This is a genomic window from Pseudomonas typographi, from assembly GCF_014694385.1.
Lineage (GTDB): Bacteria > Pseudomonadota > Gammaproteobacteria > Pseudomonadales > Pseudomonadaceae > Aquipseudomonas > Aquipseudomonas typographi.
Genome location: NZ_JAAOCA010000013.1, coordinates 80,605 through 104,156 on the forward strand (window position 1 = coordinate 80,605; position 23,552 = coordinate 104,156).

At 59.7% G+C, this 23,552-nt stretch carries 23 protein-coding genes; 5 read left to right on the forward strand and 18 right to left on the reverse strand.

Features of this window, described 5'->3' with window-relative positions; genetic code table 11:
• Positions 1–10: 10 nt before the first annotated feature.
• From HAQ05_RS11955 to HAQ05_RS11985, 7 genes are all read right to left on the reverse strand, one after another.
• Complete coding sequence (locus HAQ05_RS11955; protein WP_190420784.1) at positions 11–1,270, reverse strand: cytochrome P450; 1,260 nt, start codon at positions 1,268–1,270, stop codon at positions 11–13.
• A 44-nt stretch (positions 1,271–1,314) separates the two neighbouring features.
• Positions 1,315–2,061 (reverse strand): glucose 1-dehydrogenase, encoded by a 747-nt coding sequence (locus tag HAQ05_RS11960; protein ID WP_202988060.1) that lies wholly within the window; start codon positions 2,059–2,061, stop codon positions 1,315–1,317.
• Between the two features lie 5 nt (positions 2,062–2,066).
• Positions 2,067–2,390 (reverse strand): 2Fe-2S iron-sulfur cluster-binding protein, encoded by a 324-nt coding sequence (locus tag HAQ05_RS11965; protein ID WP_190420788.1) that lies wholly within the window; start codon positions 2,388–2,390, stop codon positions 2,067–2,069.
• A gap of 2 nt (positions 2,391–2,392) precedes the next feature.
• Entirely contained in the window at positions 2,393–3,679 is a 1,287-nt protein-coding gene (locus HAQ05_RS11970) for an NAD(P)/FAD-dependent oxidoreductase (protein WP_190420790.1), read from the reverse strand.
• Between the two features lie 126 nt (positions 3,680–3,805).
• Positions 3,806–4,585 carry an enoyl-CoA hydratase gene (locus HAQ05_RS11975; protein ID WP_190420791.1) on the reverse strand — a complete coding sequence of 260 codons (780 nt, stop codon included), beginning with the start codon at positions 4,583–4,585 and terminating at the stop codon, positions 3,806–3,808.
• Between the two features lie 49 nt (positions 4,586–4,634).
• Positions 4,635–5,483 (reverse strand): 3-hydroxybutyryl-CoA dehydrogenase, encoded by an 849-nt coding sequence (locus HAQ05_RS11980; protein WP_190420792.1) that lies wholly within the window; start codon positions 5,481–5,483, stop codon positions 4,635–4,637.
• A gap of 2 nt (positions 5,484–5,485) precedes the next feature.
• Positions 5,486–6,670, reverse strand: a complete 1,185-nt coding sequence (locus tag HAQ05_RS11985; protein ID WP_190420793.1) for an acetyl-CoA C-acyltransferase family protein — start codon at positions 6,668–6,670, stop codon at positions 5,486–5,488.
• Between the two features lie 214 nt (positions 6,671–6,884).
• Here HAQ05_RS11985 and HAQ05_RS11990 point away from each other — a divergent pair, with 214 nt between their 5' ends.
• From HAQ05_RS11990 to HAQ05_RS12000, 3 genes are read left to right on the forward strand one after another with little or no spacing between them, the layout of a single operon-like run.
• Positions 6,885–7,688, forward strand: coding sequence for an enoyl-CoA hydratase/isomerase family protein (locus HAQ05_RS11990; RefSeq protein ID WP_190420794.1), 804 nt, complete (start codon positions 6,885–6,887; stop codon positions 7,686–7,688).
• A 1-nt stretch (position 7,689) separates the two neighbouring features.
• A complete protein-coding gene (locus HAQ05_RS11995) occupies positions 7,690–8,748 on the forward strand; it encodes a 3-hydroxyisobutyryl-CoA hydrolase (protein WP_190420795.1) in 1,059 nt (352 codons plus the stop codon).
• A gap of 48 nt (positions 8,749–8,796) precedes the next feature.
• Complete coding sequence (locus HAQ05_RS12000) at positions 8,797–9,948, forward strand: acyl-CoA dehydrogenase family protein (protein WP_190420796.1); 1,152 nt, start codon at positions 8,797–8,799, stop codon at positions 9,946–9,948.
• A 147-nt stretch (positions 9,949–10,095) separates the two neighbouring features.
• Here the strand turns inward: HAQ05_RS12000 and HAQ05_RS12005 are convergent, their stop codons facing one another.
• The 3 genes from HAQ05_RS12005 to HAQ05_RS12015 form a co-directional block, all read right to left on the reverse strand.
• Positions 10,096–10,974, reverse strand: a complete 879-nt coding sequence (locus tag HAQ05_RS12005; protein WP_190420797.1) for a phytanoyl-CoA dioxygenase family protein — start codon at positions 10,972–10,974, stop codon at positions 10,096–10,098.
• 182 nt (positions 10,975–11,156) lie between these two features.
• On the reverse strand, positions 11,157–12,725 hold the full coding sequence (locus HAQ05_RS12010; protein WP_238936510.1) for an APC family permease: 1,569 nt from the start codon (positions 12,723–12,725) through the stop codon (positions 11,157–11,159).
• Entirely contained in the window at positions 12,718–13,725 is a 1,008-nt protein-coding gene (locus tag HAQ05_RS12015; RefSeq protein ID WP_190420799.1) for an aminotransferase class IV, read from the reverse strand. The genes HAQ05_RS12010 and HAQ05_RS12015 overlap by 8 nt, the downstream gene beginning before the upstream one ends.
• A gap of 307 nt (positions 13,726–14,032) precedes the next feature.
• Between HAQ05_RS12015 and qhpR the strand changes: the two genes are divergently transcribed.
• On the forward strand, positions 14,033–15,085 hold the full coding sequence (gene qhpR, locus HAQ05_RS12020) for an AraC-like transcriptional regulator QhpR (RefSeq protein ID WP_238936511.1): 1,053 nt from the start codon (positions 14,033–14,035) through the stop codon (positions 15,083–15,085).
• A gap of 151 nt (positions 15,086–15,236) precedes the next feature.
• Here the strand turns inward: qhpR and HAQ05_RS29075 are convergent, their stop codons facing one another.
• The 6 genes from HAQ05_RS29075 to HAQ05_RS12050 form a co-directional block, all read right to left on the reverse strand.
• The gene (locus HAQ05_RS29075) at positions 15,237–15,578 is read right to left on the reverse strand and encodes a type 2 periplasmic-binding domain-containing protein (protein WP_190420803.1); all 342 of its coding nucleotides are present in this window, start codon (positions 15,576–15,578) and stop codon (positions 15,237–15,239) included.
• Positions 15,559–16,152, reverse strand: a complete 594-nt coding sequence (locus HAQ05_RS29080; protein ID WP_190420805.1) for a transporter substrate-binding domain-containing protein — start codon at positions 16,150–16,152, stop codon at positions 15,559–15,561. The genes HAQ05_RS29075 and HAQ05_RS29080 overlap by 20 nt, the downstream gene beginning before the upstream one ends.
• Before the next feature lie 155 nt (positions 16,153–16,307).
• A complete protein-coding gene (locus HAQ05_RS12035) occupies positions 16,308–16,814 on the reverse strand; it encodes a flavin reductase family protein (protein ID WP_202988061.1) in 507 nt (168 codons plus the stop codon).
• Positions 16,815–16,860: 46 nt separating this feature from the next.
• A complete protein-coding gene (locus HAQ05_RS12040) occupies positions 16,861–18,159 on the reverse strand; it encodes an LLM class flavin-dependent oxidoreductase (RefSeq protein ID WP_202988062.1) in 1,299 nt (432 codons plus the stop codon).
• 48 nt (positions 18,160–18,207) lie between these two features.
• On the reverse strand, positions 18,208–19,008 hold the full coding sequence (locus HAQ05_RS12045; RefSeq protein ID WP_338050206.1) for an amino acid ABC transporter ATP-binding protein: 801 nt from the start codon (positions 19,006–19,008) through the stop codon (positions 18,208–18,210).
• Between the two features lies 1 nt (position 19,009).
• Complete coding sequence (locus HAQ05_RS12050; protein WP_202988063.1) at positions 19,010–19,987, reverse strand: ABC transporter permease subunit; 978 nt, start codon at positions 19,985–19,987, stop codon at positions 19,010–19,012.
• Positions 19,988–20,188: 201 nt separating this feature from the next.
• On the opposite strand from HAQ05_RS12050, the gene HAQ05_RS12055 reads away from it, so the two are divergent.
• Positions 20,189–21,097 carry a LysR substrate-binding domain-containing protein gene (locus tag HAQ05_RS12055; RefSeq protein WP_190420810.1) on the forward strand — a complete coding sequence of 303 codons (909 nt, stop codon included), beginning with the start codon at positions 20,189–20,191 and terminating at the stop codon, positions 21,095–21,097.
• A gap of 28 nt (positions 21,098–21,125) precedes the next feature.
• Here HAQ05_RS12055 and HAQ05_RS12060 read toward each other — a convergent pair whose 3' ends face one another.
• On the reverse strand, positions 21,126–21,923 hold the full coding sequence (locus HAQ05_RS12060; protein WP_190420812.1) for an IclR family transcriptional regulator: 798 nt from the start codon (positions 21,921–21,923) through the stop codon (positions 21,126–21,128).
• Positions 21,924–22,012: 89 nt separating this feature from the next.
• Positions 22,013–23,530 (reverse strand): aldehyde dehydrogenase family protein, encoded by a 1,518-nt coding sequence (locus tag HAQ05_RS12065; protein WP_190420814.1) that lies wholly within the window; start codon positions 23,528–23,530, stop codon positions 22,013–22,015.
• Positions 23,531–23,552 lie beyond the last annotated feature (22 nt).

Consider the following 23,552-nt stretch of genomic DNA (forward strand, 5'->3'; position numbering starts at 1 on the left):
GGCAATGCCCTTAAGAAAGGATAGCGGCCGGGGTGGCCCACACCAGCGGCAAACGGGTCATGGCCCCGACGATGCCCGACTGGTAGCCGATTTCGGCGCCCGCGGGGATCTCGAAGTCCGGTATTTGCCTCAGCCATTCGCGCAGCGTGGTCTGCACTTCCAGGCGTGCCAGATGGGCGCCTGCGCAGTGATGAACACCATGACCGAAGGTGATATGGCTCTTGTCCGCACGGTTGAAGTCCACGTGCATCGGGCAGCCATGCTCGCGCTCATCCAGACCGAACAGGAGCGTGGGCAAGGCGACCATGTCGCCCGCTTGGAGTAGAACTCCGTCAACATGGATGGCTTGCTTGATCAGCCGCGCATCGGATACCAGGCCAAAGCGGCGTAGCAGCTCTTCAGTCGCCGCGGGAATCAACTCGGGGTCATCGACCAGCATTTGGCGTTCAACCGGGTGCGTGGCGAGGTAATGGAGGCTGAAACTCAAGAAGTTCACCACCGTATCCAGCCCGGCCAGCAGCACCAACCCGCAGACGTTCAACGCCTCGTCCTTGCTGAGCGGCCGCCCGTTCACTTCACTATGGACAATGATGCTGATGGCGTCCTCACCCGGGGTGCGCATGCGCTCGTCGATAAACGGCGACAAATAGTCGAAAAAGGCTCGAATGGCCTCGGCCATGCTCATGGAGCCGTCGGGGCGGGTCATCTGGTCGCCGATGTATTTGAGCCTGGCCGCATCCTTGACCGGCAGGTCGACAATCATCAAGAAAATATGGATCGGAAAAATCTCGGCGTACTCGCGGGTAAAATCGCAACGGCCCTGGTTACGAATGTCCGCGATCAACGTGCGCGACAGTTGCTCGATCGCGTCTTTGACGCGGTCCACCACTTTGGGGCCGATGCCTTCGTTCAGCACTCGTCGAAAAGGCCGTTGTTGCGGCGGGTCCATGGAGGTTGGGATGAAGCTGTATTGCTCCCCGGCCTCCCGGGGTAAAAAGGGGCATTCGCTGGAAAAGTGTTCATGGTCGAGGAACATCTGCTTGATCAATTTCCCCCGCGTTGCGATCCAGTGGCCGCCGTTATAGGGCGTCCACACCAGGTCCGGCAGGCTAGGGTCCTGTAAACGCTTCCACGCCGAATGCAGGCCCTCCTGCAGGCCTGGCGGGTCGAACATATCGAATTCGACCACGCGCTGCGATGGTACATTGGCCGGCCTGGGCGCTCGCGGTTTGCTCGAGGCGGTTAAAGGTGCGGGGGCGATGTCAGCCATAAGATGCTCCTGGGTAGGTTGTTATTATTCGGACTGCTGCGTGTTTAATCCTGCCGGCCTTTCAACGGGCCCATCCCCGCCAGCTCGCCGCCATCCATCACGAACTCTGCGCCGGTGACGAAACTGGCTTCGTCGCTGGCCAAATACACCACCATGCTGGATATTTCCGCCGGTTCGCCCAGTCGGTTCATAGGGTTGAAATCGGTCACATCCAGGCCCTCGTTCAGCGGCGTCGCGACGGTACCTGGGTGGATCGAATTGGCCCTGACGTTGCGGCCTGCCAACTCCAGCGCAACGGATTTGGTGAGGCCCCGCACACCGAACTTCGACGCGGTGTAGCCATGCAATTGGGCAACGCCTTGCATACCCGCCGTCGAGGAAATGTTGATGATCGAAGCCGGTGCTGATTCGATCAATGCGGCGGCGGCGGCTTTGATTCCGAGGAACTGGCCGGTCAGGTTGACCGCGATAATGCTGTTCCAGTCGTCCTCGGTATAGTCGAGCAGACTGCCCTGGTTGATGATGCCGGCGTTATTGACCAGCACGTTGAGCGTGCCGAAGCGCTGTGTCGTCGCCTCGACCGCCGCGCGCCAACTGGCCAAGCGGCTAACGTCCAAGTGAACGTACAGGGCGCGTTCCGGGCCCAACTCCCGCGCCAGTGCCTGCCCAAGCTCGTCGAGCAGGTCGGCGATCACCACCTTCGCCCCGGCCGCCACCAGCGCCCGCGCATGGGCCGCACCCATTCCGCGCGCGCCGCCAGAGATCAGCGCTACTTTGCCGTTTAACCTCATCGTATTCACCATTGGGTGGGCGCTACGTCGATAATGATGCCGTCAAGCGCGTCGCTCATTTGGATTTGGCAACTCAAGCGGCTGTTGGGCTGGCGCGGCGATGCGGTGGCTTCCAGCAATTGATCTTCGGTAGCGCTCGGCGCTGGTAACCGTTGCAGCCACGGCTCTTGCACATACACATGGCAGGTGGCACAGGCTGCGCTACCGCCGCAATCACCCACGATGGCGTGAATCCCATGATTGACGGCGGCGCGCATCAGGTGGGTACCGTTGGCGACCTCGACGCTCTCGCGCTGGCCGTCCGGTAATACAAATATGGCGTTTGGCATGGTTATGATCCGTTCTCGGGTGGGGAAACCGCGTGGGTGTGGGAGGCCATGGCGAAGATCGACTTGAGCGGCAGCGTTTCGTCGGCCAGTGCCTCGGGGTCCGCTTCAAGGCGTTGCAATACGGCGGCCTTGCACAGTTGGAATTCCTGGGCACGGTTGACCGTGTCAACGGCCAGGATCCGCTTGCCCTTGAGGTAGAACGCGCTGAAGTCTCGCTCCTGCGGTTCGCCACGTATCACTAGCCTGTCGTAGCCCTGGGACAAGCCCACGGCCTTGAGGCTGACGCTATATTGATCGGACCAGAACCAGGGGGCTGTGTCAGGCCTAGGGGGTTTGTCGCAAAGCAGCGCAGCCGCTTTGCGCGCCTGTTCAAGGGCATTGGGCACCGACTCGATGCGTACGCTGCGCTGGTACAACGTGCTGAACCCGCGAGCGCAGTCACCAATCGCCATGATGCCGGGGTCGCTGGTAGCCAGTCGCTCATCGACAATGATGCCGTCGTCGACGCTCAACCCCGCTTCGCTGGCGAGCTCGCTGTTGGGCAATAGGCCGATGCCAGCCACCACCACGTCAGCGGGCAAGCGGGTGCCGTCTGCGCAGACCACTGCGTGTATCGCCCCATCCGGTGTGAATTCAAAACCTTGGACCTGGACCGAGGTGCGAATGTCGACGCCGGCCGAACGATGCAAATACCCGTAGAAAGCAGCAACGGGCGCAGCGGCCACTCTGCCCAAAAGCTGTTGCCCTGCCTCTAGCACCGCCACCTGCATACCGGACTTGACCGCCGCGGCTGCCACTTCCAGGCCGATATAGCCCCCACCGATGACAACCAGCCGGCGGCCAAGATGAAGGTTGTCGCGGATGGCCCGGGCATCGTCATGGGTCCGCAGGTAATGCAAGTTGCGCGGCGGGTTTTCCGCTTGCCGGGCCATGAAGGGCAAGGGGCGAGGCCTTCCGCCCAGCGCTAGCACGAGGTGGTCATACGGCAATCGGCGCCCATCCGCCAACTCCACCTGCTTGCTGCTGCGGTGGATCGCGACTGCGCGGTGCCGCGCCAGCAAGGTGATTTGCGCGGTTGCATAGGCCGCGGTACCGCGCAGACCTAGCGAGCTTAGCTCTGCGGCGCCCACCAGGTAGGCCTTGGATAACGGCGGGCGATGATAGGGCTCGTGGGGTTCGTCGCCGATCAACGTGATCGGCCCGGCCCAGCCGCTGGCTCGTGCGGCGAACGCCAGCTCGGTGCCGCCGCAGCCGTTGCCGATGATCAGCAGGTGGCGGTCAGAAACCATGGTGGTGCATCCAGGTGTGAGGGCAGGTGAGTGCGCCTGAAGAGTTTCGTCTTCCGGCCACTTGGCCGTCGCGTTGTGGATTGCCCATGCTTACGTTGATCTTTTTCATGAACCTTCACCGTAGACTCAGCCGTTGACCCACTGGGGGCTGCGTTTCTCCAAAAAGGCCTGAACCCCTTCTTGCTGATCGCGGCAGTTGAACAGCTCCAAAAACAGGGCCCGTTCCCGTGCCCACCCCGACGCCTGGGTGTGGCTGCGGCCGTGCATGATCAGCGCTTTACAGCGCCTGACCGATACAGGGCTTTGCTTGGCGGCCTGTTTGGCCAGTTGCAAGGCGCGTTCAAGTGCGCATTGGCGAGGTACCACTTCTTCCACGAGGCCAATACTCAGCGCCGTGGCGGCGTCAACACGTTCACCGCAGAGGATCATGCGCTTGGCCCAGCCTTCGCCGACCAGCCACGGCAGGTTCTGTGTACCGCCGGCGCAGGGCAACAAACCCACTGTGGCTTCGGGCAATGCCATCTGCGCTTGTTCCTCGGCAATACGTAGGTCGCAGGCGAGGGCGCACTCCAGGCCGCCCCCCATGGCATAACCATTGATCGCGGCTATGGACACGCCAGGAAAGCGCGATAGGGCTTCGAAAGCGCGGCCGAACAATTCGCCGACTTCACGTGCTGTTTCGCGGTTGCCGTCGGCGAACTGCTTGAGGTCTGCGCCGGCCGAAAAGAATTTCTCACCTTGCCCGGTGATCACCAGTGCGTAGATATTCCGGTCGCGCTCCAGGGTGTGCAGGATTGACTCGAACAGCACGAGCGACTCCCGGTCCCAGGTATTGGCCGCAGGGTTATTCAAGGTCAAAAGCGCGGTGTGGCCGTGAATGTCCACGAGAATTTTGGCGTTATCCATGGTCTGGCTCCATGCAACAAGGGGGAGGGGGCTGGGCATAGCGGGCGGCTCAATACTCGAAGAAACCTTTGCCGCTTTTGCGGCCCAGGTAGCCGGCCGCGACCATTTCCTTCAATAGGGGCGCCGGGCGGTATTTCGAATCGCCAAACCCGGTATGGAAGCTCTCCAGCACGGCGAGCAGCGTGTCCAGGCCGATCAGGTCGGCCAGCGCCAGCGGGCCGATCGGGTGGTTGCAGCCCAGGCGCATGCCGGTGTCGATATCGGTGGCCGTCGCCAAGCCTTCCTGCAGTGCGAAGATCGCTTCGTTGATCATCGGGCAAAGTATCCGGTTAACCGCAAAGCCCGGAGAGTTGCGGGCGGTGACGACTGCCTTGCCTATGTTGGCTGCCAATGCGGTGGCGGTGGCGTAGGTCGCATCGCTGGTCTGCAGGCCACGAATAATCTCCAGCAAGCCCATCACCGGTACCGGGTTGAAAAAATGCATACCGATCACCCGCGCCGGGTGCTCGACCTGCGCGGCCAGGGCCGTGACCGAAAGCGACGAGGTGTTGGTGGCAATCACCGTGTCAGGCGCAACCACCTCGGCCAATTGTTTGAGGATCGCTTGCTTGATGGTGAGGTTTTCAGTGGCCGCCTCAATCACCAGCCCGGTACTTTCCAGCGCCTGGTAATCGGTGGTGGGCAGGATCCTGTGGAGTACATCGGTCTTCTCCACCTCGCTGAGGCGCTGTTTCTGGACCAGCCGATCCAGGTTTTTTGAGAGGGTTTCCCACGCCTTGGTTAGCGATGCCTCGTTCACATCGAGCATGATCACGTCATAGCCGGCGACAGCGCACACCTGTGCGATGCCATTGCCCATGGTCCCGGCGCCCACAACGCCTATCGGTAGTGCGCTCATGTTCAAACCCTTTCAAAGATGGCGGCAATGCCTTGGCCACCGCCGATGCACAGGGTCACCAGCGCATAGCGGCCGGCGACGCGATGCAGTTCGTGGATGGCTTTGGTGGAAATGATCGCGCCGGTTGCACCCACCGGGTGCCCCAGGGAGATGCCTGAACCGTTGGGGTTAACCTTGGCGGGGTCGAGGTCCAGTGCCCGGGTGACCGCGCAGGCCTGGGCGGCGAACGCCTCATTGCACTCGATGACCGCCATGTCGGCAATGCCCAGGCCGGCACGCTCAAGCGCCAGCCGGGTCGCGGGGATCGGCCCCAGGCCCATTAACGTGGGCTCCACGCCGGCGTGGGCGTAGGCGACCAGCCTGGCGATGGGCTTCAGGCCATGCTCCAGAATCGCCTTCCCCGAGGCGAGTACCAGCGCACTGGCACCGTCAGCCAGGCCTGAAGCGTTGCCGGCGGTGACCGAGCCATCGGCGACGAAGGCCGGTTTCAAGCCCGCTAGTTTTTCCGACGTGGTGTCTGGGCGCACATGCTCATCCACGAGGAAGTCACGGGGGCCATGGCGGCTTGGCACGCTGACCGCGGCAAGCTGGCCTTGGAAGCGCCCCTCGGCGATCGCCAGGCTGGCGCGCCGGTGGCTTTCGGCAGCCAACGTATCCTGTTCCAGGCGGGATATGCCTGATTGGGCTGCGATATTTTCGGCGGTGACGCCCATGTGGATGTCATGCAGGGGGTCGTGAAGAATGCCCAGCATGTAGTCGCGCGCCGGGGTGTCTCCCATTCGGGCGCCCCAACGCAAGGCGGGCAGGATAAACGGTGACCGGCTCATGGACTCTGCACCGGCGCCGATCGCGATTTCAGCTTCGCCCAGCGCCAGCGTTTGGGCTGCGCTGAGGATGGCCTGCAGGCCCGAGCCGCAAAGCCGGTTCACATTGAACGCCGGTGTGCTGACAGGTATGCCGGCATTGAGCGCCGCGACCCGAGACAAGTAAGCATCCCGTGCTTCAGTGGGGATCACATTACCCATCACCACGTGCCCCACCTGCTCGGCGTGGGCCCCACTGCGGCGGATTGCCTCTTGAACCACCGTTGTGGCCAGGTCTACCAGCGGCACATCCTTCAGCGCCCCGGCGAACGAGCCGATGGGGGTGCGTACCGCACTGAGGATGAAAACTTCAGAAACAGCCATAGCGGGTTTCCTTGTTGTTTTTATTTTTCGTGCATTCAGGATGGGATATTCGTTTAGCCTTGTCAACGCAAAAGTTGACTGATGGTGCGAAGGCTGTGGCAAGGCTGTTATTCAAGCCATTTCAGGGGACGAGAACAAGTCAACTTTTGTGTTGACGAGTGGTTTGGCCCATGTGAGTATCGGCCTCTGATCGATCTCGGCTGGGAGGCTTACCATGAATGAGGGGCTGGTCCTTGGGCAGCAGCAGTGCGCTTTACTGACCGTGGATGGTGCGGTTGCAACCATTACCCTCAACCGCCCAGGCGCCTACAACAGCATCGATATCGACATGGCCCAGCGCCTGAGCTCGCTGGCGTTGCAGGTCGAGCAGATGCCTGGCGTTCACGTGCTGATCATCCGCGGTGCCGGAAAGGCGTTCTGTGCCGGGGGCGATATCAATTTTTTCATTGAGCATGCGGCGAATCTGCGGCCGCCCATCACTGAACTACTGACCCAGCTCAATACCTTCCTGGTCACCCTCAAGCGCATGCCGGCCCTGGTGATTACCAGCGTACAGGGCGTCGCGGCCGGCGCTGGGTTCTCCATGGCGTTCATGGGCGATTACTGTATCGCCGCCACGAGCGCACGCTTTCGCCCGGCCTACGCGGCATTGGGCGTATCGCCAGATGCCGGGGGCAGTTACGCGTTGGTCCAGGGCCTGGGCGCGCGACGGGCGTTGGCCGTGCTATTGCAGGAAGAGATCAACTGCCAGCACGCGCTGGCGCTTGGGCTGGTATCCCAGGAAGCCGAAGATGCGCAGATCGAACACGATACCCTGGCCCTTGCCCACCGGCTGGCACAGCTCAACCCACAAGCACTGGCCTCAACCAAGAAACTCGCCTGGCACGTGGCCGGTGCCGCTATGGCGCAGCAGCTCGATGCCGAGCTGGAAGAGATGCTCAAGTGCATGGCGACCACGCGGTTTCAAGACAATATCCGCCGTTTCGCGAGGGCGCGTGACAATACCAAAGGACGATGAAATGACCGACACAGACACGCCGGTGCTGGCCGCGGTGCATAACAAGGTCGGCTACCTGACGCTCAATCGCCCTGCAAAACTCAATACCTTGGACCTTTCCATGATTCGGCGGCTGCACAGGCAACTGCAAGCCTGGGAACATGATCCGCAGGTTCTCGTGGTGGTGGTGGGCGCCGCCGGCGGCAAGTCGTTCTGCGCTGGCGGCGACATACGTGCGTTGTACGACAGCTACCTGTGCGGGGATGGTCAGCATCTTCGCTTCTTTGAAGAGGAATACGCACTGGATCAACACATCCATCGATACCGCAAGCCCATCATGGCGCTGATGGACGGCCTGGTGCTCGGTGGTGGTTTAGGGTTGGTGCAGGGTGCAACACTGCGGGTGATCACCGAGCGTTCCCGCTTGGGCATGCCAGAAGTCGCTATTGGGTACTTTCCCGATGTGGGGGCGAGTTTTTTCCTGCCGCGGCTGCCCGGCGAACTGGGTATTTACCTCGCGGTGACCGGCCAGCAGGTACAGGCGGCCGACGCGCTTTATGCCGGTTTGGCCGACGTTTGCATCCCTAGCGCCCAGCTCGGTGAACTGCGGCGCCAGCTCGATACCCAGGTATGGAGCGCCGACCCGGCCGAGGATTTAAAATCGATGGTCGCACCGCTGTCGACCACACCAGCGCCGGGCCCCCTTGAAACATTCCGCTCGGCCATCGACAACTGCTTCGCGCTGCCGAACGTGGCCGCTATCCATGCCGGGCTATTGGCCGCCACCCAGCCCGAGCATAAGGCCTGGGCCAAAGACACCGCGGCACTGCTCAATGTTCGTTCGCCGTTAGCCATGAGCGTTACGCTGGCGCTGATGCGCTGGGGGCGCCGCCATAGCTTGGAGCAGTGCTTCGCCATGGAGCTGTTTTTGGACCGGCAGTGGTTTGCGGCCGGCGACATCATCGAAGGCATCCGCGCATTAATCGTCGACAAGGACAATAATCCGAAATGGCAACCCGCATCGCTGCAGGCGATAAACGCCGAACAGGTCCAGGCGTTTTTTGCTAACTTCGGCCAATGAACGGAGTGATGTACCTGCGGCCAGCCCTGAATAACAAGAGAGATCACCGTGCACGACATCGAATTGACCGAAGAGCAACGCATGATCCGCGACATGGCGCGTGACTTCGCCCGCAGTGAAGTTGCGCCTCACTCCCGGGCATGGGAAACGGCCGGCTGGATCGACGACACCCTGGTCGCCAAAATGGGTGAGCTGGGCCTGTTCGGTATGGTGGCCCCCGAAGAGTGGGGTGGCTGCTATATCGACTACGTCGCCTATGCGTTAGCAGTCGAGGAAATCTCGGCGGGCGATGGGGCGTTGGGGGCACTGATGAGCATCCACAACTCGGTAGGCTGCGGGCCAATATTGCGCTTTGGTAGCCAGCAACAGAAGGGCGACTGGTTGCCGGCCATGGCGGCAGGCAAGGCCATCGGTTGTTTCTGCCTGACCGAGCCCCAGGCCGGTTCCGAGGCGCACAACCTGCGTACGCGGGCTGATCTGTGTGACGGCCAGTGGGTCATCAATGGTGCCAAGCAATTTGTCAGTAACGCTAAACGTGCCAGCCTCGCCATTGTGTTTGCCGTCACAGACCCGGCATTGGGCAAGAAGGGGCTTTCGGCTTTCCTTGTTCCCACCGACACGCCCGGTTTCGTGGTCGATCGCACTGAACACAAGATGGGCATCAGGGCCTCGGATACCTGCTCCGTCAGCCTTATCAACTGCCGTATCCCGGAGGCCAACCTGCTCGGCGAGCGCGGCAAAGGGCTGGCCATCGCACTCTCGAACCTTGAAGGCGGCCGCATCGGCATTGCCGCTCAGGCATTGGGTATCGCCCGTGCAGCCTTCGAGGCAGCCCTGGGCTATGCGCGGGAGCGGATACAGTTTGGTAAACCGATCATCGAGCACCAAAGCATCGCTAATCTGTTGGCCGACATGCATACGCAGCTCAACGCGGCACGCCTGTTGGTATTGCATGCCGCACGCCTGAAAAGTGCAGGGCTGCCCTGCCTGGCCGAAGCCTCCCAAGCCAAACTCTTCGCCTCGGAAATGGCCGAGCGTGTGTGCTCCCACGCTATTCAGGTCCACGGCGGCTATGGTTACCTGGAAGACTACCCGGTCGAGAAATACTACCGTGACGCACGTATTACCCAGATCTACGAAGGCTCCAGTGAAATCCAGCGTTTGTTGATCGTGCGTGAGCTGCAGCATTACGTTCTATAAGCCGAAACCCAGGCGTAATGGCAGAACACTCGCCGCCCCGACGCGATGTTACTGGCACGGGGTTGTGAGTTCCACGACACCGGGGCACCCCGCCTGCCGCCGAGAAACGGCGGGGATCGCTAGGCAGGTTATGGCGGGAAAAAATGGCTACTTAACCAGTTCCCGATAGTTTGCGGCATCTTTATTTTGGGTATCGCGTACCACGCTGAAGCCCGCGGTCACGCGTTCATCTTGCCCGCGCAGCACAGCCAGCGGATCTTCGAAGTCACGTACATAACCAATGGCAAAGCACCCGCATTGGTAACCCATCACCTTCAAAAGGTCGTCGGGTAGCGTCTTTGCCTGTTCCAGGGGTGTGGAGAGGTATTGATTTTCCTCTTGCCGCACCCAGCCGACCGCATAGGTAATGTTGATCGCCTGCCGAACAGTGCCGGAGCGGTTTTCGCCGGCGCCATGATAAATCTTACCGGTGTAGAACAGCGCGGACCCACGTTTCATGACGGCTGGAATACCTGCTTCTGGCGAATATTTTTCCTTGGTGCCAGCTCGGTGGCTGCCAGGGACGATTCGGGTGGCGCCGTTTTCCTCGGTGTAATCAGTCATGGCCCAGAGCAGGTTACATTGCACCTCGTAGTCATGTGGGAACGGGAAGAAGTCCCATGCGAGTTCGTCCCGATGCAGTATCTGCGCGGGTGAACCTGGATGCACCGTAATCACCTGGGTTAAGTGCAGTTGGAATGTGGACGCATGGGCCAAATGCTGCTTGGCAGCGCCCAGCACCACTGGGTTCATCACTAGGTTTCGCGAAGTCGGGGAGCGCGATATCATCGCCCCGGTTCGCTGCGTCAGCCCGCCTAAAAAACCATCGGAGCCATAAGGGCTCTGTTTGATGTGCGGCGCCATCTCGGCCTCGATTGCGTCCATCACCGAAGCTGGCACCAGGTCTTCTACGATCACGTAACCGTGCTCTTTCAGTGCCGCTGTGATCTGTTCGGAAGTGGCGGTGTTTGGTAAGCGTACAAGCATGTCCTTACTCCGTTGAAAAGGGTTGTCGCTAAAATCAGTTGGGCGGTTCCAACGTGTTGCCACGTCGATACCCTACGTGCAGGGCGAATCACCGCAATATGGATCGAGCACCTTCGCCGGCGAAAACTGCGCCCCTGAAGGGCGACCGCTCAAGGGGCCGCACCTTGCAGCGCGGCGCCTGCTCACGCCAGTGCTCTGAGCGCCTCGAACCGGCCTGGAGCTGTTTTCTTGAGGTAGATCGCTGCGGCATAACCGATGAAGAAGGAAGCCGCCACGACCACTTCCATTACCCCCGCAGCAACGTTTGCCGTATCGCCGCCGACCAATGCCGGAAGGTTTTCAAGGGCGATCCAAAGGCAGGTCGCCAGGCCGATGAACCCGCCAGCGGGCGCAAGCTTCGTGGCCCATACGCTGCTCGGCCCGGCGAGGCGACGAAAGAATAAAATCACCGAGAGGCAAGTAAGCGCGAGGATTACCATATAGCCCAAGGTGCCTGCGGTGGCGCCCCATGCATAAATCTGCGTAACCGGGTCCAGGCCGCCGATGATCAGCGCAACGAGTAGTATCAGCGAGCTCATGGTTTGCACTATCGAAGACACATGGGGTGAACCATGGCTGGGGTGGATGCTGGCCAGGCTCTGAGGCAGTACTTTGTAACCACCGAGTACGTATTGATAGCGAACCACGATGTTGTGCAAGGAGAGCACGCATGCGAACAGGCTGGTGATCAACAGCACCTGCAGCAGATCTTGCGCTGCCCTGCCCAGGAATCGCTCCGTCAGCACCAGATACATATCGCCCGGGTGGTCGGTGGCGAACGGGAGAACATCATTGAGGCCAATACCGACCACTTCGCACCACATGGACACTACATAAAACGCGCCCACCACCAGCACTGAGATATAGGTCGCACGCGGGATCGTACGCTCCGGGTCTTTGGCTTCCTCGCGGAACACCACTGTTGCCTCGAAGCCGATGAAGCAGTAGATCGCAAACATGATGCCCAAGCCCGGCGAACCCGACGAGATGGCGCTGGTGCTAAAGGGTGCGAGGTCCATACCGCCCAGGCCGCTTTTCATCACGATGGCCAAATCGACTACAAGCACGATGGCAATTTCAAGAACCAGGGCAATGCCCAGGAACTTGGAGCTGAGTTCAATGTGCCGATAGCCTAAAAACCCAACCAACGCGATCACCATGACCGACAGCACATACCAGGGGATGTGAACGCCAACGAAGTTGGATAAAAGGTCACCCAGGGCGTAACCGATGTAAGCTTCCAGGGCGACCAAGATGAGAAAATACGACGTTAAAGCCATCGTCGCGGAACCCAGGCCGAAGGTGCGCCCCAGGCCTTTCTGGATGTAGGCGTAAAACGCGCCGGCATTGGTGATGTACTTCGACATCGCGACGAAGCCCACCGTGAACAGCAGCATGATCAGCGTCGCGATCGCGGCGTCGAAGGGCGCGGCGATGCCGTTGCCCATGGATATGATCAGGGGCGTATTGGCCACCATCACCGTAAGCGGCGCGGCCGTCGCCACCACCATAAGGACGATGGACGTGACGCCCAATGACCCTTGAAGCGCTCTCGCCGGAACCGACGAAACGCCCAAATTACCCGTTGCGTGTAGTTCGCTCATAGCAGCTCCATTCGGCCTGCGGGGCAAGCCGTGTTGCGAAGGTTGAGAACTGGCAGATAGAAAACAGGCGCGCCTCTGCGGGCGTTCGGCATTTCTGAGTTCAGGCATCGAGCCTGTAGTCGATCGAATCGATTAAATCCGAGGGCTCATCCATCAGCGCCCAATAACGGTCCCGGATCGCCGTTGTGATCGGCCCCACCTTTCCTGTGCCTATAGGTACACCCTCCACCATCACCACCGGGGTAACCCCCCCAGCGGTGGTGGTGGTGAACACTTCGTCGGCCGCCAGAAGCTGCCGTGCGCAGATGTCGCACAATTCCACCTCTACGCCTAGGGAACGGGCTATCTCAAGCGCTGTTTTACGGGTGATGCCAGGTAAGACATTGCGCTGAGGGGTGAGCAGGCGGCCCGCCTGGACCATGCAGATATTGAAGCCCGGCCCCTCCGTGACAAAGCCGTCGGCATCAAGCAAGAATGCGGTGCGCGCGCCTCGGTCTTGTGCTTCGTAACCCGCCCGCACCAGGTCGCCCCACTGGTAGTTCTTGATCCACGGGTCAATGCAGTTTGCGCCTGCTCGCCTGACCTCCCGCGCAATGATCGCACTAACGCCGTGTATTTGTTCGGCGGGGTTAAAGACCCATAGGTATGGGATCGAGTAAGCGTAAAGTTGCGAGGTAAGGGCTTGGTTGTTTTTCTCGCCGGGTTTGCTGCCAAACCCGCGCGTCAGCGACACATTGACGTACGCTTCTCGAAGCTCCGAGCGGCTCACGCATTCCTTCATGATCGCCATGATGTCGTGCTTGGAAAGCGGGGCCTCCAGGCGCATACGGGACGCGCCAGCTAAAAACCGGTCGACATGCTCTTCGAGCCTGAAAATATTGCCGTGCCATACAGACGCTACGGTGTACGTAACGTCGGAATGACCAAACCCTGCATCAAATATTGAAATACGCGCATTCGCAGCCGGAACGTACTCACCTTCGATCCAGGCACAACCGCCTGCCCATGGATTACCTGGCGAGAATACATAATCGCTGTAGCGGATAGCCGAGCCTTCAACGGTTTCCATGATGGCTTGCCCAATGCCTGTCTCTACGACCTGTCCCATATCGGACTTCTCCCTACGCAGGGGCGCCTAGGTGCACGCCCGTTTCGCTGATGGGGGGCAGTGTAAAAAGTCGTGCACGGCGTCGTCTTGACCGCATCTCACAATGAGATGACCAGAATTAGCATTTTTCAACGGATGCACCGGCTCGGTGCGCCCCTGCGGCGCGACGGTGCGCCTTGGCCGCAGTCGCGGCGTTCGGGTGGGGTTCTCGGCGGCGGTTACGTGCTTGGGAACACATCGCGTGCCACAGAGGAGGGAACAGTTTTTGCTAGTACTAATGGCGAGCGTTCAACGTAAAGGGAGAGCCATGCGTCTTACGCCTTCGTCGACCACACATCGGCAGCCGGCCCCAGGCACAGTCTTGGCGTCCGCGGCCACCGGTTTTGAAGCGTTTGTAGAAAGCCAAGGGGCTGACGCCGGCGCCGTACTGGGGCGCGCGGGGCTCGCAAGGGGCTTAGCCTCAAAGCCAAGCGATACGATCCCGCTCGGCAGCTACTGCAGAGCGCTAGACGAGGCCGTGGCCGCCACCCAGAACGACAATTTTGGCCTGTGGTACGGTGAGCAATTCCAGCCCCGAAGTTTTGGGCTCCTAGGGTACTTGGCCATCTCCGCTCCCACGCTGGGGTGTGCGCTTCAGGGCTTGGTAGAACGGTTTCCTATCCATCAGCAATACAGTTACTTACGAATGGGCGAGGAACAGGGCCTGTATCGTCTGGACTACCAGGTGTGCGACAGCACGGTCATTAATCGCAGGCATGATGCGGAGCTATCGCTCTGTATGTTCCTTAATGTGATGCGGCACGCATTGGGCAATCACTGGGCGCCTCTGGAAGTTCATTTTCAACACGCCAAGCCTGAGGCGTGGCAGGAGCATCGCTGGGTGTTCGGTGCCGAGGTGAAATTCGGCCAGGCCCGTAACGGCTTGGTGTTCCGAGGTGATGTGCTTTCACAACCTATGCCTGGTGCTGACCCTAACCTACAGCTGGTCATCTCCCAGGCCCTCGACACCCTGGCAGGCTCGCGCTCAGGCCCCAGCAGCTTGGCTCAACTGGTGAAGCTGCAAATCATGGAGAGGGTTCATGACGGTTTTCCGCAGTTGGAGGACGTGGCGATTCGGTTGAATATTCCGATTTGGACATTACACCGGCGCCTAAGCCGTGAAGGTGTGAGCTTCAAAGTGCTGGTCGAGGAAGTGAGGAAGGAACTGGTGCCCGTGCTGATGAGCCAGCGGCCGCTGACGATATCTGAGCTGGCCACGAAACTCGGTTACTCGGAGGTCAGCGCATTCTCCCGAGCGTTCCATCGGTGGCATGGGGTGTCTCCGAAACATTGGCAGGCCGTAGTGGCCAGAGAGAAGTGAAGCGTGCGCCACGTGCTTCATGTGCTGCCCCCCAACCTCACTACGTTAAGCCTGAAGCGCTCATCGGCGAACCGCTGGGTCCGATGCGCGTCGCCATGAGCCGATCGGTGCCATAGGGCCATAGGAATCACGGCCCGGGCGGCTGGCTACATCACAACGTTGCCCCATTGATCGGGAAGGCCGGCTGGGCATCCTTGGGATTCAACCCCCATTTTTTAAGCAAGCTTTCATAAACGCCGTCCTGCTGTAGTTTGAGAAGCGCCTGCTGCACCCCGGTTGCCAACTGTTTGCCTTTTTCGTCTACGCCGAAACCTATGCCGTAGGGGGCTTGGGGGCTAAAGTAAACGACCTGGTATTTGTCTGGGAATTTATTGGCGTTGTAGTTCCCAATTGGCGAGTCGACCCACGCTACGTCGCTCGCTTTGGTCGAGAGCGACAGCAACGACATATTCGCGTCCGGGTAAGTAGAAATCTCAATGGCTTTTTTTTCCATTGGCCACACAGCGGTCGCTGACCACCGTGCTTTCTTTCGAGGCGCCGGTGCCACGTATAACGGCCAGGCGCAGCCCGCATAGGTCATCGTTCGAGCGGATGACGATATTCGAAGCGGGTGGCGCGACGAGCGTCTCGCCCATATTCAGGTAATCGACGAAAGTGACGGTGTTATGGCGGGCCGGGTAATCCGACAATGACAGAAGTACATCGAATCGATTAGCGTTCATGCCCGGGATCAACGAATCAAACGACGCTTGAGCGAACTGGAGCTTGAGGCCGAGCACGTTGGCCGCTGCTGTTAGTAAATCGGGCGTGAACCCGGCAATTTCGCCGTCATCCCCGATGAACTTTACCGGCACGACATCGGGGTTGGCGGCCACGATCAGTGTCCCGCGCGCTCTATAGGATTGCGGAACTAAAGCCGCTAAAGTTGCATCCATTTTTACCGTGGCCAATTCGCGGGCCACCTCTGCATTTGCGCAGGGGAGGATAAACGTGGCAAAGAGGCCTGCCAGTGCCGGGATAAGCGTTAGGTTTTTTTTGCCGAAGCCAAATAGACGCTGATGCTGCATGGTGACATACCTCGTTGGTTATCGTTGGCTGGCAGATAAGGCTAATATTCTTAGTAGGGTGCCGATCAGCCAAATTTAACGTAGGGCTGTGCGCTGCCCCTGGGCTATTTATACGTTGGCTTACTATGCAGTGGATCTAACGGGGGTACACACGGTCAGGCGGGCTTCAGGGAACTGTGTGCGAAACCCTGGCGATGCCAGAGTAAGCAAGCAGTGGCCTGTCGCTCATTTATCATGGCATCGACAATTTTGCCCACCATGATGCTATGGGTAAAGCCATCATGTACCGCTATCAATTCACAATCGAAGGTCACCACCGAGTCAATCAATACGGGTGCACCGGTCACGCCCAGCGTCCACTGTTCAGGCTCGAAACGTTCAGAGCCCTTGGCGGCGCTGAACCGTTCAACGATCGATGCCTGCTCGGCAGATAGCAAGTTAACCGCGAAGCAGCGGGTACGGAGAATCGCGTCGTGAGGTGACGCGGACTTATTGACACAGACCAACACCGTTGGCGGTTCGGCAGATAAACTACACACCGAAGTAGCGATAAGCCCGCAAGGTACATTGTTCTCTTGGGTCGTGACAGCTGTTACACCGCTGGCGAAGGAGGCCATGGCCTGGCGGAACAGGTTGGCGTCTAAAATAGTAGCCTGTTGCATACAGTGTACTCGCATGGGCCGCATCAATATTTGCGATGCCGGCGGATTATTTACCGAACGTCAACTTTTCTAGGCCCAAGTTACCGCGTAGGGTAGTGGCTTCGTATTCACTACGAAACAGGCCGCGCCTGCGAAGTTCGGGAAGGACGAATTCTACGAAGTCATCCAGACCGCCGGGTAGTGTTGCCGGGCACAGGTTGAAGCCATCTGCGGCGCCCTCCTTGAACCAGACCTCCATATCATCGACGATGTCCTCGGCGGTGCCGATCAATTGGCGACTTCCTGAGGCCCTTAATTTATAGAGCTGTCGAATCGTGAGGTTATCGCGGCGTGCGATCTCGATCAGGCTTCTGCCAATGCTGTTATTCACCTGTGGCAGGTCGGGCACTGGGCCGTCGATGTCATATCCCGACAAATCGCCTATGGCGCTGTAGAGAATAGACAGGCCGCTGATGGGATGAATCAGCTCTTGCAACTGGTCATATTTGTCCTGGGCCTCTTGCCGGGTTCGACCGACGTAAGGGGTCAGCCCCGGCATGATCAGTAGTTGATCTTTCGACCGGCCGTATTGGGCCAGGCGCGATTTCAGATCCAGGTAGTATTCTTTGGCCGAAGCGATATCGAAAGGGGCACTATAGACGACATCGGCGCTTTTCGCAGCGATGATTCGCCCCCCTTCGTTGGCGCCGGCCTGCACGATGATGGGGCGCCCCTGAGGTGTACGGGCGCAGTTCAATGGCCCGCGTACCTTAAAATGCTTACCCTTGTGATGGGCAATGTGGAGCTTGGCTTCATCGTAGAACTGGCCGGTTTGCTTATCGCGGATAAAGGCGTCTTCTTCCCAGCTGTCCCAAAGCTTTTTTACCACGTCCACGAACTCGTCGGCCCGCTCGTAGCGTTCATCGTAGCCAAGGTGCTCGTCTTTGCTGAAGTTCCACGCTTCCTCCTGGGACCACGACGTCACTACGTTCCAGCCCGCGCGGCCGCCACTGATGTGGTCGATAGAGGCATACTTGCGAGCGATATGAAAGGGCTCGTTATAGGTGGTTGATGCGGTGGCCACCAGGCCGATATTCGAAGTGGCCGCGCCTATGGCCGCCAGCAGGGTAAGAGGCTCAAGCTCGGCATTCTTGGAATCATGGGACAGCGCGCCCTTCGGCGTGTCTGCGGCGCGAATGCCCACGCCGTCGGCGAAGAAGATCATATCCAGGCAGGCTTTTTCTGCCTTGCGCGCGGTGGCCAGGTAATACTTGAATTGGAGGCTGCCATCGGCGGGAACATCCGGATGGCGCCAGGCGGCCATATGATAACCGAGGTAACGGATTGAAACGCCCAACTTCATCATTGAGTTGCCTTTCATTACACACCTACTTATAGAAATTACATGCAATATTTATGGGCGGCTGGCGCTGTCGATAAACCGTTTGCAACGTGCTGATCCGCTACCCTCAAACAGCTCGCTTGGCGAGCCTTGGTCGACGATTCTTCCACCGTCCATAAGCACCACCCGATTGGAGACTTTGCGCGCAAACTCCATTTCGTGGGTGACCACGATCATGGTGGTACCGGCCGTGGCGAGTTCCCTCATCACTTCGAGTACTTCGTTGACCAACTCCGGGTCCAGTGCACTGGTGGGCTCATCGAACAGCATGATCTCCGGCTCCATCGCTAATGCCCGTGCAATGGCCACCCGCTGTTTTTGCCCGCCTGAGAGCTGCGAGGGATAATGATTGATTTTGTCCGCCAGGCCGACACGGTTGAGTAGGTATATTCCCCGTTCGATTACATCTTTGCGCGCTGCGCGGCCGACGATCAGCGGGCCCGCCAGCACGTTATCCAATACCGAGTAGTGCGGAAACAAGTGGAACCCTTGAAACACCATTCCAAAATAACGGCGCTGGCGATCCAACGTTTTATTCGCCGCGCGAATACGGCGGCCGCCGCGGGTTTCGCTGCCAAGTTCTTCACCTTTGAAATGGATAGCACCGGCGTCGATCAGTTCGAGCATATTGATACAGCGCAGTAACGTGCTTTTCCCCGAGCCGGACGGCCCAATGATCGCCACCACGTCTCCTTTTTCAACGCTGAAGTCAACAGCGTGCAGTGCAGTGAAATCGCCGAACTGTTTATTGACAGCGGTTAATTGCAGCAAGGGTTGTGCAGAAGCCTGTGGGGCGCCTGGAAAGTTGTTCACCTTAAACTCCTCTTCTAAAACGGCGTTCCAGAAGGCTCTGCCCGCACATGGCCACGCTGGTGAGAATGAGGTACCACAGGCAAGCCACTGTCAGCAGGGGTATCGTCTCGAAGTTGTTCGAGTAGATCAGCTGCACTGTCGTTAGCAGTTCCACGTAACCAATGACCGAGACCAGTGACGTGTTTTTGAACATCGTAATCAGTTCGTTTGCCAATGGCGGGATAATGATGCGTATCGCCTGCGGCACGATCACATGCCACATCATGCGCAGGTCGCTCATGCCCATCGCCTTACAGGCTTCGCGCTGCCCTTTTTCTACGGAGGCCAGCCCGCTGCGAAAAATTTCTGCGCTATGCCCCCCTACATATAACGCCAAGCCCACCACCGCGGCGCTGAACCGCGAGATGATTTGGTTGGTATCGATGTCGAACACGTTTGCATCGCCAAACGGCAGGGGCAAATAGATACGCGGGATGAGCGCCGACAAGAAAAACAGGAATAACAGCATGGCGAGCGTAGGGATGGCCCGGATTATCCAGATATACACATACGCCAGGCCTCGCAGCACCGGGTTAGAGGCCATTCTGCAGGCGGCTATCACAACCCCTATGCACAGGCCTAGCGCACTCGCCAGCACGGTAAGAATCAACGTGCTTTTCAGGCCCGCCAGCACGCGCGGAGCGAAGAAGTAATGGGCGACGATATCCCATTTCCATCGGGGGTTATCAATCACCCATTCGTAGAACAAAACGAATATGACCAGCAACAGCACGTACCAGGCCCAGTCGGAGCGTTTTGGCCGAGGATGAATGTGCATCGGGTTTATGCCAGGCCCTGTTTTCTTTTCAGTGTTCGCACCGCGCGTTTGGGAATATTGCGCACCGTTAGGCATCGTTGAATCCCCTATGGAGCGGCCGGCAACCGCGCGGTACGCCGAACCCGCCCAGGCGCGGCGAATGCTTTTGACCGGTGTGAGCACACGAGGCTTTGGAGACTTTCATGGTGGTGATCCCAATTTTAATTGGGCAGTTGCCAATGGCAAAAAAGCTTTGTCTTTGTGATGTCTTGTTTTAAATCGCCCCGGTATCCTCCGGGGTTAAGTTGATAATAGGGGCTGCTCGCAGCGAGGAAAAATGCTTTGTTTTGGCAAGCCCATAACATTTTGCTATAGGAGGGCGAGATGAAAATCCGCCAGTTGGAGGCGTTTCGCGCCGTCATGCTTCATCAGACCGTGACGCTGGCCAGCGAGTACTTGCATATCTCCCAGCCGGCGGCCACCAGGCTGTTGGCGGACCTGGAGAGCTCTCTGGGCTTCAAGCTTTTTGATAGGGTCAAGGGCCGCCTCTATCCCACTGCCGAGGCAGAGGCGCTGTTCAAAGAGGTACAACGCTCGCTGATTGGCGTCGACCGTATCGCCCGCGCGGCGGAGGAAATCAGAGACCTACGCCGTGGGGTACTGCAGATAGCGGCGGCACCGGCATTGGCTTCGTCGTTTCTGCCCCACGCCATTACGGCGTATCTGAAGGCGCGGCCGCAAGCCCAGATCTCACTCACCCAGCATTCGTCGCGCACCATTCTTGATATGGTGATCGGCCAACGCTGTGACGTGGGGCTGGTCACGCTCTCCATGAGCCGCTCCAGCCCAAGTGGCCAGCGGTTGCTCTCAGCCTGGAACGTGTGCGCCGTGCCCGTAGGCCATCGGCTCTGCGCACTGGATTCGATCCGCCCAAGCGACATGGCAGGCGAGCCGTTTATTGCGCACCCGCGAAGCGCCGGCAATCGCCTGACCGTGGATGCGCTGTTCGCAGCCCATGGCGTGGAACTCAACGTTCGGATCGAATGCCAGGTGTCCCATGCGTTGTGCTCGTTCGTCGAGGCGGGCGCTGGGGTATCCATCGTCGATGCGGTCACCGCTTGGGGTTACCGGGGGCGTGGGGTGGTATTCAAGCCCCTTGAACAGTCTTTCACTACCGACTATGCGTTGCTGATGCCGCCTCATCGGCCCGCACCTTTGCTATTGCAGTCGTTCATCAGCCATGTCCGTGAATTTGCCATCGCTCAAATTGGAAGCGATTCAATCACTCTCTGAACCCAGTCGATGTGAGCGTTCCGGGCGTTCACCTGAACCCCCCAGCCCGTTGGCTCAAGCCCGCACTGGAAATCGCCCGCGCCGTCTCCATCAACGGCGGCGCCAACGCCTTTCGAGCATCTTCGACGCGCCAGCGGCTGGCCGGCACGGAGATATTGATCGCGCCCAACGGCATCCCCGACGCATCCACTATGGCCGCCCCCAGGCTGATATCCCCGGCAAAATACTCGCTATCGGTCAGCGCATAACCGTCCTTGCCCGCCACCTCAACCGCCGCCGCCAGCGCCCCCAGGTCGGTCAGCGTATTGGCCGTGTGCGCCGGCCGTGGCATGGCCTTCAGCAACGCCAGCGCCTGGCCAGGCGCCAACTGCGACAGGTACGCACGCCCCGACGCCGTGCAATACATCGCCAAACTCAACCCCAACGGCATGGGGATCATCACCTGGTTATGGCTGGCGAACCGCGCCACAAAGATCATGTCATGGCCATCGGGCTCCGACAGGTTGCAGCTTTCGTGGCATTGCTGGTTCAACTGATGCAAATACGGCGTGGCACGATCGATCAGGCTGTCTGTTTGCAAAAAACCAAAGCCCAGTGCCAACGCCCGCGGGGTCAGTTGGTAGCGTTTGCTTTGCGGGTCTTTGCGCAAGTACCCCAAGGTTTCCAAGGTATACGCGAAGCGCTGTACCGCGCTTTTGGTCATGTGGGTGGCCGCCGCCAGCTCTGGCAGGTTCATGCTGGGGCGGCCGGCGCGGAAGGCGTTGATCACCTCCAGGCCGCGCGCCAGGGTGGTGGCGAACAGCGGCGATTTGTCAGGCGGGGTCATGGTCCCTCGGCATAGGCAGTGGGTTGGGCGCAATGCGCGCCGGATTATAAACGGGGCGGCGGCTAAGGCAATCACCGGCCCCCTGAGGGTCAACCGCCCAGGTGCACCCAGACCGATTTGGTTTGTGAATACTGGGTCAGGGCTTCCAGGCAGCGATCGCGGCCGTTGCCCGATTGTTTGAAACCGCCCCACGGTTGGGTCATGTCACCGTGGTCGAAGCAGTTGACCCACACGATGCCGGCTTCCACGTCGCGAGCAAAGCGCAGCGCATTATCGACGTCGCGGGTCCAGACCGAGGCTGCCAACCCGTAGATCGAATCGTTGGCGATGCTCAACGCATGGTCCAGGTCTTGCACCTTGATCGCCGCCGCCACCGGCCCGAACACTTCTTCGCGGGCCAGGGTCATCGCTGGTGTAATGTCGGCATAAAGCGCCGGGTTGATGTATGCACCGTGGGCCAAGGCCTCGGGCACGTCGCCGCCGAACACCAAGCGGCCACCTTCGGCGCGGGCCTTGTCGATATAGCCCAGCACGCGCTTCTGCTGCTCGAAAGACACCAGCGAGCCCATGCGCGTGGCGGGGTCGAAGGGGTCGCCCGGCACGTAGAGCCCGTTGGCCATGGCGCTGAAACGCTCGATAAATCGCTCGTAGATAGACGCCTGCACTAATATTCGTGAGCCGGCATTGCACACTTCGCCCTGGTTGGCGTAGATGCCGTTGATGGCGTAGCTCACAGCGCGGTCGAAATCAGCCACGTCCTCCAGGATGATCTGCGGGCTCTTGCCGCCACATTCGGTGGTGACGCGCTTCATGTTCGACTGGCCGGCGTAGATGAACATCTGCTTGCCGACCTCCACCGAGCCGGTGAAGCCGATTTTGTCGACATCCATGTGCAGCGCCAAGGCTGCACCGGCTTCGGCGCCCAGGCCTTGAACCACATTGAAGATGCCCGGCGGCCCACCTGCCTCAAGGAACAGTTCGGCCAGCAACACCGCACTGCTGGGTGACTGCTCCGCGGGCTTGAGCACCACGGCGTTGCCCATGGCCAGGGCCGGTGCCAGCTTCCAGGCGGCCATCAACAGCGGATAGTTCCAGGGCACGATCAAACCCACCACGCCCAGCGGCTGGCGCAGAATGTAGTGCAAGGCGTCGGGGCTGGTGCTGGTCACTGCACCTTCGAGCTTGTCGATGGTTTCGGCGAAAAAGCGGAACGACAGTACCGTGCCGGGCACGTCGACGGTGAGCATATCGCTGATCGGCTTGCCCATATCGAGCACGTCGAGCATGGCCAGCGCTTCGGTACGGGCTTCAACCAGGTCGGCGAAGCGGTACAGCACCGCCATGCGCTCGCGCGGCGCCAAGCGCGACCAGCTACCGGAACGGTAAGCCCGGCGCGCAGCCTGGACCGCCAGGTCGACGTCCTCGGCGCTGCTGCGCGGCGCCTGGGTATGGGGCCGGCCGCTGGCCGGGTTGAGCACCTCGAAGGTCGCGCCCGACAAGGCCGGGCGGCGCTGGCCGTCGATCAGGTTATCAACGCCGTAGGCAAAGCCCGCCACGCGTTGGCGCCAGGCTTCGGCGTTGCGCTGCTGCAGATCTTCAATTGGCATAACATGTGCTCCTCTTGGATTA

Coding starts and splice junctions, on each gene's coding strand:
- HAQ05_RS12040 (WP_202988062.1), bottom strand. CDS start 18,159: ATGATGAAGTTGGGCGTTTCAATCCGTTACCTCGGTTATCATATGGCC.
- HAQ05_RS12065 (WP_190420814.1), bottom strand. CDS start 23,530: ATGCCAATTGAAGATCTGCAGCAGCGCAACGCCGAAGCCTGGCGCCAA.
- HAQ05_RS29075 (WP_190420803.1), bottom strand. CDS start 15,578: ATGGAAAAAAAAGCCATTGAGATTTCTACTTACCCGGACGCGAATATG.
- HAQ05_RS11955 (WP_190420784.1), bottom strand. CDS start 1,270: ATGGCTGACATCGCCCCCGCACCTTTAACCGCCTCGAGCAAACCGCGA.
- HAQ05_RS12015 (WP_190420799.1), bottom strand. CDS start 13,725: ATGGGACAGGTCGTAGAGACAGGCATTGGGCAAGCCATCATGGAAACC.
- HAQ05_RS12010 (WP_238936510.1), bottom strand. CDS start 12,725: ATGCCTGAACTCAGAAATGCCGAACGCCCGCAGAGGCGCGCCTGTTTT.
- HAQ05_RS12035 (WP_202988061.1), bottom strand. CDS start 16,814: ATGCAACAGGCTACTATTTTAGACGCCAACCTGTTCCGCCAGGCCATG.
- HAQ05_RS29080 (WP_190420805.1), bottom strand. CDS start 16,152: ATGCAGCATCAGCGTCTATTTGGCTTCGGCAAAAAAAACCTAACGCTT.
- HAQ05_RS12060 (WP_190420812.1), bottom strand. CDS start 21,923: ATGACCCCGCCTGACAAATCGCCGCTGTTCGCCACCACCCTGGCGCGC.
- HAQ05_RS11985 (WP_190420793.1), bottom strand. CDS start 6,670: ATGGCTGTTTCTGAAGTTTTCATCCTCAGTGCGGTACGCACCCCCATC.
- HAQ05_RS11965 (WP_190420788.1), bottom strand. CDS start 2,390: ATGCCAAACGCCATATTTGTATTACCGGACGGCCAGCGCGAGAGCGTC.
- HAQ05_RS11995 (WP_190420795.1), top strand. CDS start 7,690: ATGACCGACACAGACACGCCGGTGCTGGCCGCGGTGCATAACAAGGTC.
- HAQ05_RS12005 (WP_190420797.1), bottom strand. CDS start 10,974: ATGCTTGTACGCTTACCAAACACCGCCACTTCCGAACAGATCACAGCG.
- HAQ05_RS11990 (WP_190420794.1), top strand. CDS start 6,885: ATGAATGAGGGGCTGGTCCTTGGGCAGCAGCAGTGCGCTTTACTGACC.
- HAQ05_RS11980 (WP_190420792.1), bottom strand. CDS start 5,483: ATGAGCGCACTACCGATAGGCGTTGTGGGCGCCGGGACCATGGGCAAT.
- HAQ05_RS12055 (WP_190420810.1), top strand. CDS start 20,189: ATGAAAATCCGCCAGTTGGAGGCGTTTCGCGCCGTCATGCTTCATCAG.
- HAQ05_RS11970 (WP_190420790.1), bottom strand. CDS start 3,679: ATGGTTTCTGACCGCCACCTGCTGATCATCGGCAACGGCTGCGGCGGC.
- HAQ05_RS11960 (WP_202988060.1), bottom strand. CDS start 2,061: ATGAGGTTAAACGGCAAAGTAGCGCTGATCTCTGGCGGCGCGCGCGGA.
- HAQ05_RS11975 (WP_190420791.1), bottom strand. CDS start 4,585: ATGGATAACGCCAAAATTCTCGTGGACATTCACGGCCACACCGCGCTT.
- qhpR (WP_238936511.1), top strand. CDS start 14,033: ATGCGTCTTACGCCTTCGTCGACCACACATCGGCAGCCGGCCCCAGGC.